At 73.0% G+C, this 16,778-nt stretch carries 15 protein-coding genes; 10 read left to right on the forward strand and 5 right to left on the reverse strand.

Annotation, left to right across the window (positions count from 1 at the left end; genetic code table 11):
* Nucleotides 1-135: 135 nt before the first annotated feature.
* Entirely contained in the window at nucleotides 136-1,032 is an 897-nt protein-coding gene (locus tag ACFWRV_RS13160) for an RNA polymerase sigma factor SigF (protein ID WP_384332796.1), read from the reverse strand.
* Nucleotides 1,033-1,291: 259 nt separating this feature from the next.
* On the opposite strand from ACFWRV_RS13160, the gene ACFWRV_RS13165 reads away from it, so the two are divergent.
* Complete coding sequence (locus tag ACFWRV_RS13165) at nucleotides 1,292-2,776, forward strand: SDR family NAD(P)-dependent oxidoreductase (RefSeq protein ID WP_384332799.1); 1,485 nt, start codon at nucleotides 1,292-1,294, stop codon at nucleotides 2,774-2,776.
* A 358-nt stretch (nucleotides 2,777-3,134) separates the two neighbouring features.
* Nucleotides 3,135-3,311, forward strand: coding sequence for a hypothetical protein (locus ACFWRV_RS13170; RefSeq protein ID WP_010058891.1), 177 nt, complete (start codon nucleotides 3,135-3,137; stop codon nucleotides 3,309-3,311).
* Nucleotides 3,312-3,348: 37 nt separating this feature from the next.
* Here ACFWRV_RS13170 and ACFWRV_RS13175 read toward each other — a convergent pair whose 3' ends face one another.
* The 3 genes from ACFWRV_RS13175 to ACFWRV_RS13185 all read right to left on the reverse strand — a co-directional run bounded on the left by ACFWRV_RS13175 (nucleotide 3,349) and on the right by ACFWRV_RS13185 (nucleotide 6,274).
* A complete protein-coding gene (locus tag ACFWRV_RS13175; protein ID WP_384332802.1) occupies nucleotides 3,349-4,803 on the reverse strand; it encodes a lipase maturation factor family protein in 1,455 nt (484 codons plus the stop codon).
* A gap of 89 nt (nucleotides 4,804-4,892) precedes the next feature.
* Nucleotides 4,893-5,405: a DUF1990 family protein gene (locus ACFWRV_RS13180; RefSeq protein WP_384332805.1), complete on the reverse strand. Its 513-nt coding sequence runs from the start codon at nucleotides 5,403-5,405 to the stop codon at nucleotides 4,893-4,895.
* Nucleotides 5,402-6,274, reverse strand: a complete 873-nt coding sequence (locus ACFWRV_RS13185; RefSeq protein WP_384332808.1) for a YndJ family protein — start codon at nucleotides 6,272-6,274, stop codon at nucleotides 5,402-5,404. The genes ACFWRV_RS13180 and ACFWRV_RS13185 overlap by 4 nt, the downstream gene beginning before the upstream one ends.
* A gap of 172 nt (nucleotides 6,275-6,446) precedes the next feature.
* Here ACFWRV_RS13185 and ACFWRV_RS13190 point away from each other — a divergent pair, with 172 nt between their 5' ends.
* From ACFWRV_RS13190 to ACFWRV_RS13205, 4 genes are all read left to right on the forward strand, one after another.
* The gene (locus ACFWRV_RS13190) at nucleotides 6,447-7,562 is read left to right on the forward strand and encodes a DUF6777 domain-containing protein (protein ID WP_384332811.1); all 1,116 of its coding nucleotides are present in this window, start codon (nucleotides 6,447-6,449) and stop codon (nucleotides 7,560-7,562) included.
* Nucleotides 7,563-7,630: 68 nt separating this feature from the next.
* The gene (locus ACFWRV_RS13195; protein ID WP_384332814.1) at nucleotides 7,631-9,694 is read left to right on the forward strand and encodes a SpoIIE family protein phosphatase; all 2,064 of its coding nucleotides are present in this window, start codon (nucleotides 7,631-7,633) and stop codon (nucleotides 9,692-9,694) included.
* Between the two features lie 167 nt (nucleotides 9,695-9,861).
* Complete coding sequence (locus tag ACFWRV_RS13200) at nucleotides 9,862-11,226, forward strand: wax ester/triacylglycerol synthase family O-acyltransferase (RefSeq protein WP_384333065.1); 1,365 nt, start codon at nucleotides 9,862-9,864, stop codon at nucleotides 11,224-11,226.
* A gap of 36 nt (nucleotides 11,227-11,262) precedes the next feature.
* Nucleotides 11,263-12,123 (forward strand): Fpg/Nei family DNA glycosylase, encoded by an 861-nt coding sequence (locus tag ACFWRV_RS13205; RefSeq protein ID WP_384332817.1) that lies wholly within the window; start codon nucleotides 11,263-11,265, stop codon nucleotides 12,121-12,123.
* 12 nt (nucleotides 12,124-12,135) lie between these two features.
* Here ACFWRV_RS13205 and ACFWRV_RS13210 read toward each other — a convergent pair whose 3' ends face one another.
* Complete coding sequence (locus ACFWRV_RS13210) at nucleotides 12,136-12,771, reverse strand: zf-HC2 domain-containing protein (protein ID WP_384332820.1); 636 nt, start codon at nucleotides 12,769-12,771, stop codon at nucleotides 12,136-12,138.
* 71 nt (nucleotides 12,772-12,842) lie between these two features.
* Here ACFWRV_RS13210 and ACFWRV_RS13215 point away from each other — a divergent pair, with 71 nt between their 5' ends.
* The 4 genes from ACFWRV_RS13215 to ACFWRV_RS13230 all read left to right on the forward strand — a co-directional run bounded on the left by ACFWRV_RS13215 (nucleotide 12,843) and on the right by ACFWRV_RS13230 (nucleotide 16,753).
* Nucleotides 12,843-13,595 (forward strand): LytR/AlgR family response regulator transcription factor, encoded by a 753-nt coding sequence (locus ACFWRV_RS13215; RefSeq protein ID WP_384332823.1) that lies wholly within the window; start codon nucleotides 12,843-12,845, stop codon nucleotides 13,593-13,595.
* 109 nt (nucleotides 13,596-13,704) lie between these two features.
* The gene (locus ACFWRV_RS13220) at nucleotides 13,705-14,067 is read left to right on the forward strand and encodes a hypothetical protein (protein ID WP_050513202.1); all 363 of its coding nucleotides are present in this window, start codon (nucleotides 13,705-13,707) and stop codon (nucleotides 14,065-14,067) included.
* Nucleotides 14,064-15,566, forward strand: a complete 1,503-nt coding sequence (locus ACFWRV_RS13225; RefSeq protein WP_384332826.1) for a cation acetate symporter — start codon at nucleotides 14,064-14,066, stop codon at nucleotides 15,564-15,566. The genes ACFWRV_RS13220 and ACFWRV_RS13225 overlap by 4 nt, the downstream gene beginning before the upstream one ends.
* Nucleotides 15,563-16,753, forward strand: a complete 1,191-nt coding sequence (locus ACFWRV_RS13230; protein WP_384332829.1) for a sensor histidine kinase — start codon at nucleotides 15,563-15,565, stop codon at nucleotides 16,751-16,753. The genes ACFWRV_RS13225 and ACFWRV_RS13230 overlap by 4 nt, the downstream gene beginning before the upstream one ends.
* Nucleotides 16,754-16,778 lie beyond the last annotated feature (25 nt).

A 16,778-nucleotide genomic window follows, 5' to 3' on the forward strand; every position in this document is an offset into this window, starting at 1 on the left:
GGCCTGATCGTCAGAAAGCATATGCGAGCAAGGGGCCACGTCGGGGACGGGGCCGATGAGCGGACGGCACGAAGCCGCCCGCCCGGAAGGGCGGACGGCTCTATTCCGGGCGAAACCCGGACAGTTCGCGCAGGCTCACGCCTCGACGCTCATCCCCTTGCGCAGCTGCTGCACGATCCGGCTGAGCAGCCGCGACACATGCATCTGGGACACGCCCAGCTCCGCGCCGATCTGCGACTGCGTCATCTCCGCCCCGAACCGCATCTGCACGATCCGGCGCTCGCGGTCGTCGAGCTGCTCCAGCAGCGGGGCCAGGGTGTGCAGGTTCTCGACGGTCTCCATGCCCGGATCGGCCTCGCCGAGGACATCAGCGTACGCGCGCTGCTCCTGGCCGGAATCGCTGTCCGCGGAGGGAGTGTCGAGCGAGCCGGCCGAGTAGCCGTTGGCGGCCACGAGCCCCTCGATGATCTCCTCCTCCGGGAGGTCGAGGTGGGCGGCCAGCTCCTTGACGGTGGGGTCGCGGTCGAGCCGGGCGGAGAGCTGCTCCTTCGCCTTGGCGAGATCCACCCGCAGCTCCTGAAGCCGCCGCGGCACGTGCACCGACCAGGTGGTGTCCCGGAAGAAGCGCTTGATCTCCCCGACGATGTAGGGCACGGCGAAGGTCGCGAACTCGACCTCGCGGGACAGGTCGAACCGGTCGATCGCCTTGATCAGGCCGATCGTGCCGACCTGGATGATGTCCTCGGTGTCGTCGCCGCCGCGGTTGCGGAACCGGGAAGCGGCGAAGCGCACCAGCGAGAGGTTCATCTCGATCAGGGTGTTGCGCGCGTACTGGTGCTCGTGGGTGCCCTCCTCCAGCGTCTGGAGGCGGTCGAAGAAAATCTTGGAAAGGGCCCGGGCGTCCTGGGGAGCGACCTTCCCGGCGTCCTCGATCCAGGGCAGCTCTCCCGTGACGTCCGCTGCCTGCGTGCCGTTCCGGTCGTCGCTCAGCGGCGTCGTGGTTCCGGTGGCTCGCGCCGACATCGTCGTCATGGTGTCGCCCTCCCTGCTGTCCAATGTGTCGGACGGTCGCATGCCCGGTCTTCGCAGAGTCATGCGCTCCTTTTTCAGATTTCTTCGATCGGCTTCTCCGGCGCCCCTCCGGCAGCCTCTTCCTCCGCCCCTCCGGCACCCTCCTCCGGCGCCCTTCCTCGCCCGAACGGAGCAGTGACCCACCCATGGCAAACTTGACCGGGGTGTTTCGGCCGTGGTGATCGGCGGCCCGCGGCGAGAAGATGACAGAGGAACGGCCATGACGGTGACAGAGGACAGCCCGGAGCTCGCTCCCGGAATCGAGGAGTTCGGTCCCGGAATCGACCCGGAGCGGCTGGCCGTCTGCCTGAGCGTGCTCGACGAGCTCGACCGGATCGAGGTGGACCACCCGGACGCCATCGCCGTCCGCCGCGCCACCGCAGGGATCTACCGCACCGTGAAGCAGCGCCGCCGCCAGGAGCGCCGCGCCGCGAAGACCGCCCACGACCGGGCCGTCACCGAGGCGACGGCGACCGGCTCGGCCGAGCGCATCGACGACGAGACGCAGGGCGTGCTGCCGTCCTCCTCCGCCCAGGCCGAGATCGCGGGCATCCTCCAGCGACCCAGGTCCTGCTACATCTGCAAGACCCGTTACGTCGAGGTCGACGCCTTCTACCACCAGCTCTGCCAGTCGTGCGCCAAGGAGAACCGCTACCGTCGCGACGCCCGTACCGATCTCACCGGACGACGGGCGCTGCTGACCGGCGGCCGGGCGAAGATCGGTATGTACATCGCGCTGCGGCTGCTGCGCGACGGCGCGCACACCACCATCACCACCCGGTTCCCCAACGACGCGATCCGCCGCTTCAAGGCGATGGAGGACAGCGACGAGTGGATCCACCGGCTGAAGGTCGTCGGCATCGACCTCCGCGACCCGGCCCAGGTCGTCGCGCTGGCCGACTCGGTCGCCGCCGAGGGCCCGCTGGACATCCTGATCAACAACGCCGCCCAGACCGTACGCCGCTCCCCGGGGGCCTACAGCGAGCTGGTCAACGCCGAGTCGGCGCCGCTGCCGGCGGGCGAGCTGCCCGCCGCCGAGGTCATCGGCACCTTCAACAGCGGCACGGTCGACCGGGTCGCGGCGCTGCCCAGCGCTCGCAAGGAGGGCCTGAGCGCCCAGGAGGTCACGGATCTCGCCCTGGTCACCGGCTCCGCATCGCCGGCCCGGATCGCCGCGGGCACCGCGATCGACGCGGGCGGTCTCGTCCCGGACCTGCACGACACCAACAGCTGGATCCAGACGGTCGAGGAGGTCGAGCCGATCGAGCTCCTCGAAGTCCAGCTCTGCAACTCCACCGCGCCGTTCATCCTGATCAGCCGGTTGCGCCCGGCGATGGCGGCGACCGCCGCGCAGCACGCGTACGTCGTCAACGTCTCGGCGATGGAGGGCGTCTTCAGCCGCGGTTACAAGGGCGCGGGCCACCCGCACACCAACATGGCCAAGGCCGCGCTCAACATGCTGACGCGCACCAGTGCCCAGGAGATGTTCGAGAAGGACGGCATCCTGATGACGGCCGTGGACACCGGCTGGATCACCGACGAGCGCCCGCACCCGGACAAGATGCGCCTCGCCGAGGAGGGCTTCCACGCGCCCCTCGACCTGGTCGACGGGGCGGCCCGGGTCTACGACCCGATCGTGCGCGGTGAGGGCGGCGAGGCCCTCTACGGCTGCTTCCTCAAGGACTACGCCCCCGCGAACTGGTAACCCGAACGGCTCAGCCGGCCCGACGGTCCCCGCGCGGCGGCCGGAGACCCGGCCCAGGATGTTCCTGGGCCGGGTTTTCGCTGTACCCCGTGGCTGAAAGTGACCTACCGCACACGTTCTATCGAGCGCGGCGGCGCTCATTTGGTTAGGCTGAGGCGAACGGACGTCACCGAGGGGCCCACGAAGGTTCCTCGACCGTCCTGGGACACGGTCGGTAACCCGGCCGCTGTTCCGCCCCGAACCGGCGCCACCGCGACCGAAATATCACCATCCCTGCCCCGCTCGGGGCGGTCGCGCTCCGGCATCGGTGCCGGAGCGTCGGCGACGCCCTGGGTGACGCGACACAGAGGAGTGCGCGGTGACGACACCGGAACTGACCGAGCGCGAAATGCGCCCCGCCGAACGGACCTCGGGGCGGCCCGGCCGCCCCGAGAAGCTGAGGAACATCGAGGTCTGGGCCAGGTCCGCCCCGATCCGGCTCGCCGGATACGAGGACGACCTCGCCGAGCCGCACATCCTGCCCGGCATCGACTGAGCCGTCGGCCGACGGCTCAGCGGCATCGGCCGACGGCTCAGCGCGTCCCGCGGCCCGTCTCCCCGCCCTCCCGCTCCGGCGGCAGCGGCCGGGAGACGGGCCGCAGGAATTCCCGGACGTAGGTGCGATGCCACCAGCGGCCGGTGGCCCGCAGCTCCCGGAGCCCGGTGAACCGGTAGCGGAACACCCGGGCCCGCACATGCCGGGGCGGCTCCCCGGGGAACGGGTTGTGGCCGAGCAGCCGGAGCGTGTCCCGGTCGCCCGCCAGCAGCCGCTCGACGAAGGGCCCGAACCAGGGCCGGGCGTACGCGGGGGAGAGCGCCGCGAACCACATCATCCAATCGAGCCGCAGGTGGTACGGGGCGAACAGGCGCGGCAGCCGGCGCGGATCGCTGGGCTTGCCGCGGAAGCCGTACTCCCGCCACTCGGCACCCTCGTGCGCCACCGGACCGGCGCTGCCCTCCACCACGACCTCCAGCCGCATCCGGCTGATGGAGCCGAACGCGCCATAGGTGTTGACCAGGTGCAGGGGATCGTAGGACCGGTTCATCGCCTGCCGCCGCGAGAGCAGATTGCGCGCCGGGCGGTAGCTGAGCACCAGCACCAGGGCGGTCGCGGCGATGACGACCACCTCGTACCAGAGAGGTGGTGCGATCCGGTCCGGCGGCGGCCCGGCCAGGGGAGTCCAGTCGATCGCGGAGAGTGCCAGCGCGATGGTGAGCCAGTTCAGCCAGGCGAAGTTCCCCGACAGGACCAGCCAGAGCTGGGTGAGGACCATCAGACCGGCGGCCACGCTCGCGACCGGCTGCGGGGTGAACAGCAGGAAGGGCACCAACAACTGGGTGACATGGTTGGCCGCCACCTCCAGCCGGTGCACGGGCCGTGGCAGATGGTGGAAGAACCAGCTCAGCGGCCCCGGCATCGGCTGGGTCTCGTGGTGGAAGTCCAGGCATGTCAGCTTCCGCCAGCAGGCGTCGCCGCGCACCTTGATCAGCCCCGCGCCGAACTCCACCCGGAACAGCAGCCACCGCAGCAGCCACAGCACCAGCACCGGCGCGGCCGTGTCCCCGGTGCCGAGGAAGACCGCCAGGAACCCCGTCTCCAGCAGCAGTGACTCCCAGCCGAATCCGTACCAGACCTGACCCACCTGGACGATCGACAGGTACAGCACCCACGGCAGCGCCCAGAGCAGCATGCCGCCCCACAGCGGCAGCAGACCGTCCAGACCGGCGATCAGCGCCACCGAGACGACGCAGCCGCTCCAGGCGACGGCGGCGAAGAAGCGGTCCGAGTAGTGCAGCCGGAAGAGCCCCGGGGCCGCCCGCCAGGGTGTGCGCCGCAGCAGCTCGGGGACGGGCAGCATGCCGCGCTCGCCGATCAGCGCCCGGAACTGGAGCGCGGCGGAGAGGAAGGCGACCAGATAGACCACGGCCAGCGCCCGCTGGAAGATCAGCCGGCTCAGCCAGTAGCCGTCCGCGGTGAACCATTCCATCCCTGCCAGTATCGGCCGACGGGCGGCCCGGGGCTCCCCGCCGGTCCGGTCGGGGCTCCCGGGCTCCTGGCCGGTCGCGCCCGGCCTGCTCAGTCCGCGGCGACGATCCGGCGGAGCGTACGGCCGAGCCTGCGCGCGTACCAGTGCTGCACGGGCGGCACCAGCGGTCCGGCGAGCCGGGCGTACCAGGAGGCGGGGCGCGAGAACGCCAGCACCGTGAACCACACCGTGCCGTCGTCCGCGAGGTCCACCACGAAGCACTCCTCGCCGCGCTCCGGATGCCCGGCCAGGGTGCCGTACCCGAAGCCGGTGCGGCCGTCCTCCCCGTACGCCGTCCAGATCACCTCGCACGGGGCGGTGAAGCGCAGCGGGCCCAGGCCCAGGGAGACCCGGACGTCTCCGCCGGGCTCCGCGCGCCGGGCCGAGGCCTCCACCCGGGCGCCCGAGGCGCGGTGCATCCGCCACTCGGTGATCGCCGCGCCGGCGGCGGCGAAGTCCGCCTCGCCCCGGCCGACCCGGGCGCGGTGGTGGAGGTGGTGGTAGCCCCGGGGGAGCGGGCCGAGCCGGGTCGCGCCGACCTCCGGGTAGGTGAGGGTGCTCATGCGGTCCTGCCTTCGATGTCGGAAAGGACGCCGGTGCGGCCTTCGATGCGGACGCTGTCGTCGGTGCGGAGCCGCCGCCAGGCCAGCAGCGAGCAGAGCGCGAAGCCCAGCGCGTTGCCCAGGCCATGCGTGGCGGCCATCCAGGTCAGGCTGGGGTGGGGGAGTCCGGTCGCCTCGCCGAGCGCCCAGCTCAGCGCGAGCAGCATCGTCGCCACCAGGACGGCGGCGGAGGAGAGCAGCAGGAGCCGTGTCGTCCGGTCCCGGCCTTCGGCGCGCCCCATGCGCCAGGTCAGCAGGGAGACCGTCCACATGCCGGCCGTCAGGACGAGGGCTCCGGCGAGCTCGGCCCAGTCGCCGATGAAGTACCCGACGAGGACGAGCAGGGTGCCCAGCGGCACGCTCAGCGCGGCGAAGCGGCCCGCAGGGCCTTCGGAGACCCGGCAGACCAGCCCGGCGATCAGGGCGGCGGCGAATCCGGCGAAGTGGAAGTGCGGCACGGTCAGGGCGAGGATGCCGAGGTCGAACCCGAACAGCTCGTGCCCCGAACGCTCGGCGACCAGGGCGGTCGCGGCGACGGCCGGGGTGACCAGTGCGGTGAGCAGGGCGATCCCGGCGGGGTCGAGGTCCCGGCCGCGGGCTGCCCGGCGCGGGGCGTGCAGGGCGAGCAGGGCGGTGCCCAGCGCGTAGCAGCAGGCGAGCACCGTGGCCGTGGCGCCGCGCGGCAGCCAGAGGGCGAGGGCCCCCGGCACGGCGAAGAGGGGCCAGTGCCGGCGTATCCGGTCCAGGCCCTGGTGTCCGATGAGCCTCAGCCCCGCCGGCACGACGACGAGCATGCCCAGCATGACGATGGCGTTGACCAGTGCGGACATGACGTACCCCCTTTGATTTGAACGTGTTCAAGTCTCTCAGGGATGAGAGTAGAGGGTCTATTGAACGTGTTCAAGACTGGGGTGGCGGCCGCCCGTCCGCTTGCGGGCCGGTGCTCGGTGCGGCACAGATGGTGACACCCATCCGTTCCCCAGGGACAGGCAGGAGAGCTCTGTGCGCTCACAAGGACGTTTCCGGCGTACCGCGCTCGCCGCGCTGTCCGCCGGGGTGCTCTTCGCGGTCGCCGGCTGCGGCGACGGCGGCGACCGGACGGCGAAGGGCACCACGGGCACCGCGGAGGCCAAGGACGTCCTCCTCCAGCCCCTCGCGTCCCCCGGCCCCGGACCGTTCACCGCGTCCACGGCACAGGCGACGGCATCCCCCACCCCCACCGGAGCACCGGACGCGGAACCGACCTCCACCACCCGGACGGTCCATCCGGTCTCCGGCGCCGTCCCGGGGCTCTATGGCGGCACCCGATCGGTCGCCGCCTGCGACGTCGAGCAGCAGGCCGCCCTCCTGACCGACGACGAGGACAAGGCGCGCGCCTTCGCCGACGCGGCCGACGTCGAGGCCGTGCAGATCCCGGGCTACCTGAAGTCGCTCACCCCGGTCGTCCTCGGCGTCGACGCCCAGGTCACCAACCACGGCTACAGCGCCGGTTCGGCCACCGCCTTTCAGGCCGTCCTCCAGGCGGGCACCGCCGTCCTGGTCGACAGCCGGGGGGTGCCCCGGGTCCGCTGCGCCTGTGGCAACCCGCTCGGCCCGCCCGTGGTCGCCGACGGGAAGATCGCCCACCGGGGCGAGCGCTGGCCCGGCTACGACCCCGCGCGCATCGTGGCCGTCGAGCCAGGCGTCAAGGCGGCCACGAGCCTGATCATCGTGAACGCCGACGACAACACCTGGATCGAGCGGGCCATGGGTGACAGCGGAGGCCGCGACCGGACCCCGGACGACCCGCCGCCCTACGCGCCCGACGCCGACCTGCTCTTCCCGTCCCCGGGCCGTCCCTCCGAGCCCGCGCCCCCGGACTCCACCCCGTCCGACCCGGCCCCCTCCGAGCCGGAAGCCCCGACGGACCCCGGACCCGGGGAGTCGTCCGACGACTTCGGCGACACGCCGCCCGAGGACCCGTGGGAGTACGAGGAGGGCGTCCCGGACGTCGCGCCCGAGCCGACCCAGGTCTTCCCCGCCGAGCCGGAAGGGCCCGCCGAGCCCGCCGAGCCGGACCTGCCCGCCGAGCCGGACGAGCCCATGGAAGCGGATCTCGGCGACGTGTTCGCCGGCTGACCGGTCGAGGGTTCGGACCTGCGGAATCGGACAAGAGGAATCGGAAAAATGGTGGCAGAGTGGCCCACATGGATGATCGGGTAGCGGGTGCCCTGTCACTCCCCGACGACTGGCCCGCCCACCCGGACCTCAGCCTCGCCCTGAACCGTATGGGCAGCTTCGACTGGGATCTTGACACCGGCCTCATGCACATGGACCAGCCCGCCCTCGACGTGTTCGACCTGACCGCGGACGAATACGACGACCGGCCCGCCTCGCTGGCGCCGCGTGTGCCGACGGACGAGGCCCAGCGCCTGGACGGGCTGGTCTCGCACGCCCTCAAGAGCGGGCGCACCAACTACGGCGCGTACTTCCGCATCCAGCGGCGCGACGGCACGCTGCGCTGGACCCACACCCAGGGCTTCGTCCGCCGGGACGGGACCGGCCGCCCGCGCCGCATCATCGGGATCGTCCGCGACGCCACCCAGGAACTGGCCGACTCCACCGCCCGGCGCGAGCTGGACGAGGAGCGCCGCCAGCGCACCAGCCTGGTCGAGGGCACCACCGCCGCGCTGGCCCACGCCCGTACGGTCAAGGACGTCATCGCCGTCCTCAAGAACTCCCAGGGCCTCGCCCACCTCGGGGCCACCAGCCTCGTCATGGGCCTGCTGGAGTCCGGCCGCATCCACCTGGTGGCCGACGGCCCCGAAGGCGCGTACGTCCCCGGCACCCGGTACACCCGGGTGGACGAGCGGTACCCGATGAGCGAAGTCGTCCGCACGCTCTCCCCGCGCTTCATCGAGTCCGCCGAGGACTTCGCCGCCTCCTACCCGGTCCTGTGGCCCAACATCAGCCACCTCGGGATCACCTCCGCCGCCTATATGCCGCTGATCGCCCAGGCCCGCCCGATCGGCGCGCTCGGCCTCCTCTACCGGGACAAGGCGGGCTTCACCGCCGACGAGCGCAACCTGCTGATGGCGCTCGGCACCTCGATCGCCCAGAGCCTCCAGCGCGCGATGCTCTACGAACAGGAGCACGACCTCGCCGAAGGGCTCCAGCAGGCGATGCTGCCGCGCCGGATCCCGGCCGTGCCCGGGGCACAGGTCGCCGTCCGCTACCGCTCGGCCCGCCTCGGCCGGGACATCGGAGGCGACTGGTACGACCTGATCCCGCTGCCCGGCGGCCGGGTCGGCGCCGTCATCGGGGACGTCCAGGGCCACGACACCCACGCCGCCGCCGTCATGGGGCAGCTCAGGATCGTCCTGCGCGCGTACGCCGCCGAGGGGCACAGCCCCGCCACGGTCATGGCGCGCGCCTCGGTCTTCCTGCACGAACTGGACACCGACCGCTTCGCCACCTGCACCTATGCCGAGGTCGACCTCACCACCGGCGTCGTCCAGGTGGTCCGCGCCGGACACGTCGACCCGCTGGTACGGGACGTGGACGGGAGCTGCCGCAGGATGCCGTCCGAGGGCGGCCTGCCGCTCGGCCTCTCGGCGGAGTTCGGCCGACTGGAGTACCCGGTCGGCACGGTCGAGCTGGACCCCGGCCAGACGATGATCCTGTTCACCGACGGCCTCGTCGAACTGCCCGGCTCCGACCTCGACGAAGGCATGCACCTGCTCACCACCCTCGTCACCAACGGCCCCCACGACCTGCAGAAACTGGCCGACCAGCTCTGCGACGCCGTCGACGGGCGCGGGGGCCAGGACGACGTCGCGGTCCTGCTGCTGCGCCGCCGGGCCGCGCACGCCCCGCAGCCGGGCGGCCGGCTCCAGCAGCACGTCGCCCAGAACGACCCCGAGGCGCTCAGCTCGTCCCGGCACATGATCCGGGCCGCTGTCCGGGCCTGGGGGGCGAAGGACCGGGCCGACGAGATCGAGCTCGCGGCCGACGAACTGATCACCAACGCGCTCATGCACACCGACGGCGGCGCCGTCGTGACGATCCGGGTGCTCGCCGGAACCGAGCGACGGCTGCGCGTCGACGTCGAGGACCGGTCCAGCGCTCTGCCCCGGCGCCGCGACGCGGGGGAGTCCGGGGTGTCGGGGCGCGGCCTGATGCTGGTCGACCGGCTGGCCGATGTCTGGGGCGTCGAGTCGCGGGGCAGCGGCAAATGCGTGTGGTGCGAGTTCCTGATTCCGGCGCGCTGAATCCCGGCCCGCCGAAGCCCCGTGCGCGCGTGACCGGCGCGGCAGTGTAACAGTACGTAACATGGCCGTACTTGACCGTAACCGACCGCGAAGGATTGACTGCGGGGGACCGGCCGCACCCCGGCCCCGCCGCCCTCGACGACATCTTCGACGACATGAGGTCCCCGTTGAGTACCGAGCTCCTGGCCCCGCTCGATCTTGCCTTCTGGCACCTCGAATCGGACGCCCATCCGATGCACCTGGGCGCGCTCGCCGTGTTCGCCCCGGCGCCGGGCGTCGGTCCGGGCCGGATCCTCGACCTGCTCGGGACCCGCGCCGCCGCCGTCCCCCGGCTGCGGATGTGCGTACGGGACGTCCTGCTGCCGGTCGGCGGCAAGGCCTGGACGGTGGACAAGGACTTCGACGTGCACCGGCACGTCGAGCGCGTCGTCGTGGCCGACGGCGACTTCATGGCGGAGGCCACCCGGCTGGCCGGCGAACTGATGGAGCGACCGCTCGGGCGCGGGCTGCCGCCCTGGCGGATGTACCTCATCGGCGGCCCTGACGGCGGACCCTTCGCCGTCCTGGTGAAGCTGCACCACGCCCTGGCCGACGGCATGCGGGCGGTCGCCATCGGGGCCGGGATCTTCGACGAGATCGCCGCCGTCACCAGCGCCCGCACCGCCGCCCGGGGCCGCCCCGCCGTCCCTCCCCGCTCCTGGCTGCCCGACCCCCGCGAAATGGCGGGCATGGCGCTCGGCCGGATCGGCGAGGTCGGCCGAGCGCTCGGCGTGGGCGCCTCCGTCGTCCGCGCCGGCCGCCTCGACCTGTGGGGCCCGTCCGCCTTCACCGCGCCCTCCAGCGGCACCCGGCGCCTGGCCACCGCCGACCTCGACGCCGGGGACCTGCAGCGGATCCGGCGCGCCGAGGGCGGCACCGCCAACGACATCCTCCTCGGTGTGGTCGCCGGGGCGCTGCGCCGCTGGATGGCCGAGCGCGGCGAGCCCCTGCCCGCCGCCGACCCGCGCGCCCTCGTCCCCGTCTCCCGGCGCAGGACCGGCGGGGCCGCCACCGGCAACCGGCTCTCCGCCTATCTCCTCGGCCTGCCGGTCACCGCCGCCGACCCGCGCGAGCGGCTCCGGGCGGTCCGGAGCGCGATGGATCGCAACAAGGCTGCCGGTCCCCTGAAGGGCGCCGGGGCCGTCGCCGTACTCGCCGACCAACTGCCGCCGCTCGCGCACCGGTTCGGCGCACCGCTGGCCGCCAACGCCGCCCGCATGCTCTTCGACGTGCTGGTCACCAGCGTGCCGCTGCCCCGCTCCGCGCTCTCGCTGGGCGGCTGCCCGCTCACCGCCCTCTACCCGATGGCGCCGCTGGCCCGGGGCCAGTCCCTGGCCGTCGCCCTGTCCACCTACGGCGGGCGGGTGCACGTGGGTCTGGTGGCCGACGGCAAGGCGCTGCCCGACCTCGAACGGCTCGCCGCGGCGGTCGAGGAGGAGTTCACGGAGCTGTACACCGTCATCACCGGCACGGACCGCGCGCCGGTGTCCTGACAGGCAGCCGCCCACCGGCTGCGGCAGTCTTGAACCATGCCCGAACTGCCCGAAGTCGAAGCCCTGCGGGTCTTCCTCGACGACCACCTGGTCGGCAAGGAGATCGCCCGCGTCCTCCCGCTGGCGATCAGCGTCCTGAAGACGTACGACCCGCCGCTGACCGCCCTGGACGGCGAGCGGGTCACCTCGGTAGCCCGGCACGGCAAGTTCCTCGACATCGAGGCCGGCGGGCTCCACCTGTGCACCCACCTCGCCCGGGCCGGCTGGCTCCGCTGGAAGGACTCCTTCCCGGCCGCCCCGCCCCGGCCCGGCAAGGGCCCGCTCGCCCTGCGGCTGGTGACCACGGACGGCGACGGCTTCGACCTGACCGAGATGGGCACCAAGAAGAGCCTCTCGGTCCACCTCGTCCGCGACCCCATGGACGTCCCCGGCATCGCCCGCCTCGGCCCCGACCCGCTGGCCGACGCCTTCGACCGCGACGCGTTCGCCGCGCTGCTCGCCGGGGAGCGCCGCCAGATCAAGGGCGCGCTCCGCGACCAGTCGCTGATCGCGGGCATCGGCAACGCCTACAGCGACGAGATCCTGCACGTCGCGAAGATGTCCCCGTTCAAGCGGACCGCCGACCTGGGCGAGGACGATGTCACCCGCCTGTACACCGCGCTGCGCACCACTCTGAAGGACGCCGTGGACCGCTCCAGCGGCGTGGAGGCGGGCAAGCTCAAGGCGGAGAAGAAGACCGGGATGCGGGTCCACGGACGCAGGGGCGAGGCCTGCCCGGTCTGCGGGGACACGATCCTGGAGGTCTCCTTCAGCGACTCCTCGCTCCAGTACTGCCCCACCTGCCAGACCGGCGGGAAGCCGCTGGCCGACCGCAGGCTCTCGAAGTTCCTCAAGTAGCGGCATCCCGGCTCACCGGGTGACCGTCACCAGCCGCCGCCCGTCCGCCGTCCGCACCTCGAAGTGGTCGATGCCCTCCGGCCGCAGCGCCGCCCCGCCCGACACCTCCACCGGACCGTCCCCCGCACCCCCGGCCGACCAGCTGCCCACCGTCTCCTCACTGCCGTCCCGGCCCACCGCGACCAGCGCGCACACCCCCACCACCGGAACCCGCGCCACCTCCAGCGCCACCGCCGTCCCCCAGTCGTGCCCCGCCGCCGTCACCACCGCGGCCACCCCCGACGCCCCGTCCGTCCCGGACCACCGCTGCGCGCCCGTCCCGTCCGCCCGGCCGCCGGAGAATCCGGCCACCAGCGCGGGACCGGCCGCCGCGAGCACGACCGCCGCCGCCACCAGCGCGAGCCGCCGCCGACCCGCCCCGCGCCGCCCCTGTGCCACCGCGGCCGTCAGGCGTTCCGCGAGCTCGGGCCCCGGGGCCACCGGGGGCCCCACCGCCGCCAGACCGTCCCGCACTCCGGCGAACTCGCCGGCCCGCAGCCGGCACCCGGGGCAGTCCGCCAGATGCTCCTCGAACCGGAAGGCGTCGGTGCTCCCGAGCACGCCCAGGGCATAGGCCCCCACCCGGATGTGGGGTTCGGTCGTCTGCATGTACTGCGGTACGGGAACAAGCCGCGCATCACTCAAGCCATCGGCCCCCGCACCCCCTAAACTCCGGCCTCATGCTGCGCGTACTCGCCGTCGACGACGAACAACCCGCCCTGGAGGAACTCCTCTACCTCCTGCGCGCCGACCCCCGTGTCCGCAGCGCCGAGGGCGCCACCGGTGCGACCGAGGCACTGCGCCGCATCGGCGGCGCGGTGGACGCCGGACCGGACGACCCGTCCGCGATCGACGTGGTCTTCCTCGACATCCACATGGCCGGTCTCACCGGCCTCGACGTCGCCCAGCTCCTCGCCGGATTCGCCGCGCCCCCGCTCATCGTCTTCGTCACCGCGCACGAGGGCTTCGCCGTCCACGCCTTCGACCTCAAGGCCGTCGACTACGTCCTCAAACCGGTCCGCCGCGAACGCCTCGCCGAAGCCGTCCGCCGGGTCGCCGAACAGGTGGGGGACCGGTCGGCGACGGTCAACGACACGGCCATCGACCAGATCCCGGTCGAGCTCGGCGGAGTCATCCGCTTCATCCCGATCGACGAGATCGCGTACGCCGAGGCGCAGGGCGACTACGCCCGCCTGCACACCGCCGGCGGCAGCCACCTCGTCCGGATCCCGCTGACCACCCTGGAGGAGCGCTGGCGCTCCCGCGGCTTCGTCCGGATCCACCGCCGCCACCTCGTGGCGCTGGCCCGGATCGACGAGCTGCGCCTGGACGCGGGCAGCATGAGCGTGCGCATCGGAGAGGCCGAACTCGCCGTCAGCCGCCGCCACACCCGCGCCCTGCGCGACCTCCTGATGCGCCAGGGCGGCCGCTGAGAGAGCACAGCCGGCCGTCACGGGGAGACGGCACGGGCCGCCGCTGACCTGGGGAGACCTTCCGCGATCCCTTCCCAGCACCACCCGCCGACGCCTACACTCCGAGCCCATGTCCGCAGAGCCAACCCCCCGGCGCGAAGTGGTCACGGGGGCGCCGCGGCGGGTGCGCCCGCTGCCCCGCTACCGCACCCAGTCGGAGATCGACGAGCAGACCGCTCTCGGCGGCGCCTATGTGCGTTCGCTGATGCGCGGCCAGCTGCGCGCCGGGCTCACCGTCTTCGGCGTCCTCGCCCTCGTCGCGGGCACCCTGCCGCTCCTCTTCGCCGCGCTGAACAGCTCCGCCCTGGTCTGGGCGGTCCTCGGCTTCGCCACCTACCCGCCGCTCACCCTCGCCGCCTGGTGGTACGTCCGCCGGGCCGAGCGCAACGAACGCGACTTCGCCCGGCTGGTGGAGGGCCGCCCCGCGCCGTGAGCACCCCCGACCACATGGCGTCCTGGGTGGCGGTCGCCCTCGTCGTCCTCGCCACCGTCCTCGTCGGCGGCTTCGGCCTGCGCATCTCCCGTACGACCTCCGACTTCTACGTTGCGTCCCGCACCGTGCGCCCCCGCCTCAACGCCGCCGCGATCAGCGGTGAATACCTCTCTGCCGCCTCCTTCCTCGGCGTCGCCGGGCTCGTCCTCGTCCACGGACCCGACATGCTCTGGTATCCGGTCGGCTACACCGCCGGATACCTGGTGCTCCTGGTCTTCGTCGCCGCACCACTGCGCCGCTCGGGGGCGTACACCCTGCCGGACTTCGCCGAGGGCCGGCTCGAATCGCGCCAGGTCCGCCGCCTGGTCAGCGCCCTCGTCGTCGGGGCGGGCTGGCTCTACCTCGTACCGCAGCTCCAGGGCGCCGGACTCACCCTCAAGATCCTCACCGGCGCCCCCGGCTGGCTCGGCGACGTGCTCGTCGCCACCGTCGTGACCGCCGCCGTCGCCGCGGGCGGCATGCGCTCCATCACCTTCGTCCAGGTCTTCCAGTACTGGCTGAAGCTCACCGCCCTCCTCGTCCCGGCCCTCTTCCTGGTCCTCGCCTGGCAGGGCGACGGCCGGCCCCGGGTCAGCTTCGACGACCAGCTCGCCGTCTTCCGCGCCGACCACCCGCTCTACGCGACGTACGGGCTGATCGTGGCGACCTTCCTCGGCACCATGGGCCTGCCCCATGTCGTCGTCCGCTTCTACACCAGCCCCAACGGCCGTGACGCCCGCCGCACCACCGTCGCCGTCCTCGCCCTGGTCGGCCTCTTCTATCTGCTGCCGCCGATCTACGGTGCGCTCGGCCGGCTCTACACCCCCGAACTGCGGCACGGGGGAGACGCGGACGCCGCCGTCCTGCTGCTGCCCGCCCGGGTCATCGGCGGACTCGGCGGAGACTTCCTCGGGGCGCTGATCGCGGGCGGGGCCTTCGCCGCGTTCCTGTCCACCGCATCCGGGCTCACCATGGCCGTCGCCGGCGTCATCACCCAGGACGTCCTGCCCTCCCGCGGGGTACGCCACTTCCGGCTCGCCACCGTCCTCGCCATCGCCGTACCGCTGGTGGGGTCCCTGCTGGTGAGCCGGGTGCCGGTGGCCGACGCGGTCGGCATGGCCTTCGCCGTGTCCGCCTCCTCCTTCTGCCCGCTGCTCGTCCTCGGCATCTGGTGGCGGCGGCTCACCCCGCCCGGGGCCGTCGCGGGGCTGCTGCTGGGCGGCGGGTCCGCGCTCCTCGCCGTGGCCATCACCGTCAGCGGAGCCGTACGCCCACCCGGCTGGCCGCACGCCCTGCTCGCCTGGCCCGCCGTCTGGTCCGTCCCCGTGGGCTTCCTCGCGATGATCCTCGTCTCGCTCGCCACCCCGGGGCGGATACCCCCGGGCACCAACGCCGCCATGACCCGCTTCCACCTCCCCGAGGCCCTGACGTCGGCGCGCGGAACGGTGAGGGAACGATGACCGGGGCCGGGATCGCCGTCCTCGTCGTGCTGGTCGCGCTGCTGCTGGGCGCCGGGTTCTGGCTGGGCCGCCGCACCGCCCGCCCGCTGCGCCCCAGCGACGTCGGCACGCCCGTCGAGCACGCCACGTTCGAGACCCTGCACACCGCGTCGCTGGCCGCCCCGCCGCTGCGGGCCGGCCTCACCGAGGAGAGCGCCCGGCGCGCGGCCCGCCGACTGCGTTCCCTGCTCGGCACCGACGCCCTCTGCCTCACCGACCGGGAGCGGGTGCTGGTCTGGGACGGCGCCGGCCACCACCACGGCAAGGACGTGCTGGAGCACCTGAAGGCGCTGCTGGACAACGGCCGCGGCACCGCCTTCGACAGCGGCTGCGCGGACCTCGACTGCCCGTTGCGCTGGGCCGTCGCCGTTCCGCTCACCGTCGAGAACCGGGTCCTGGGCGCGCTCGTCGCCTACGCCCCGCGCGAGTCCGCGGTGCTGGCCCGGGCGGCGGGGGAGGTGGCGCGCTGGGTCTGCGTCCAGCTGGAACTGGCCGAGCTGGACCGCTCCCGCACTCAGCTCATCGAAGCCGAGATCAAGGCCCTGCGGGCGCAGATCTCCCCGCACTTCATCTTCAACTCACTCGCCGCCATCGCCTCGTTCGTCCGGACCGACCCCGAGCAGGCTCGCGAACTGCTCCTGGAGTTCGCCGACTTCACCCGCTACTCGTTCCGCCGGCACGGGGAGTTCACCACCCTGGCGGACGAACTGCACTCCATCGACCAGTATCTGGCGCTCGTCCGCGCCCGCTTCGGCGAACGCCTCGCCGTGACCCTCCAGGTCGCCCCCGAGGTGCTGCCGGTCGCCCTGCCGTTCCTCTGCCTCCAGCCGCTGGTGGAGAACGCCGTCAAGCACGGCCTCGAAGGGGCGGTCACCCGCAGCCGCATCACCATCAGCGCCCTGGACGCCGGCTCGGAGGCCGAGGTGGTCATCGAGGACGACGGCACCGGCATGGACCCCGAGCGGCTGCGGCAGATCCTGCGCGGCGAGGGCGGAGCGTCCACCGGCATCGGCCTGCTCAACGTGGACGAGCGGCTGCGCCAGGTCTACGGCGACGACTACGGCCTCGTCATCGAGACCGGCGTGGGGGCGGGCATGAAGATCACCCTGCGGCTGCCCAAGTACCGCGCCGGGGTGCACGGTTCCTGAAACGGCCCTGTTCTCCCGAAGCTGC

This window comes from Streptomyces sp. NPDC058576 (assembly GCF_042718715.1).
Taxonomy (GTDB): Bacteria; Actinomycetota; Actinomycetes; order Streptomycetales; family Streptomycetaceae; genus Streptomyces.

Bases quoted from the DNA above. Each gene is read 5' to 3' on its own strand.
- ACFWRV_RS13160 (WP_384332796.1), bottom strand. From the start codon at position 1,032: ATGACGACGATGTCGGCGCGAGCCACCGGAACCACGACGCCGCTGAGC.
- ACFWRV_RS13165 (WP_384332799.1), top strand. From the start codon at position 1,292: ATGACGGTGACAGAGGACAGCCCGGAGCTCGCTCCCGGAATCGAGGAG.
- ACFWRV_RS13175 (WP_384332802.1), bottom strand. From the start codon at position 4,803: ATGGAATGGTTCACCGCGGACGGCTACTGGCTGAGCCGGCTGATCTTC.
- ACFWRV_RS13180 (WP_384332805.1), bottom strand. From the start codon at position 5,405: ATGAGCACCCTCACCTACCCGGAGGTCGGCGCGACCCGGCTCGGCCCG.
- ACFWRV_RS13185 (WP_384332808.1), bottom strand. From the start codon at position 6,274: ATGTCCGCACTGGTCAACGCCATCGTCATGCTGGGCATGCTCGTCGTC.
- ACFWRV_RS13195 (WP_384332814.1), top strand. From the start codon at position 7,631: ATGGATGATCGGGTAGCGGGTGCCCTGTCACTCCCCGACGACTGGCCC.
- ACFWRV_RS13205 (WP_384332817.1), top strand. From the start codon at position 11,263: ATGCCCGAACTGCCCGAAGTCGAAGCCCTGCGGGTCTTCCTCGACGAC.
- ACFWRV_RS13210 (WP_384332820.1), bottom strand. From the start codon at position 12,771: ATGCAGACGACCGAACCCCACATCCGGGTGGGGGCCTATGCCCTGGGC.
- ACFWRV_RS13215 (WP_384332823.1), top strand. From the start codon at position 12,843: ATGCTGCGCGTACTCGCCGTCGACGACGAACAACCCGCCCTGGAGGAA.
- ACFWRV_RS13220 (WP_050513202.1), top strand. From the start codon at position 13,705: ATGTCCGCAGAGCCAACCCCCCGGCGCGAAGTGGTCACGGGGGCGCCG.
- ACFWRV_RS13230 (WP_384332829.1), top strand. From the start codon at position 15,563: ATGACCGGGGCCGGGATCGCCGTCCTCGTCGTGCTGGTCGCGCTGCTG.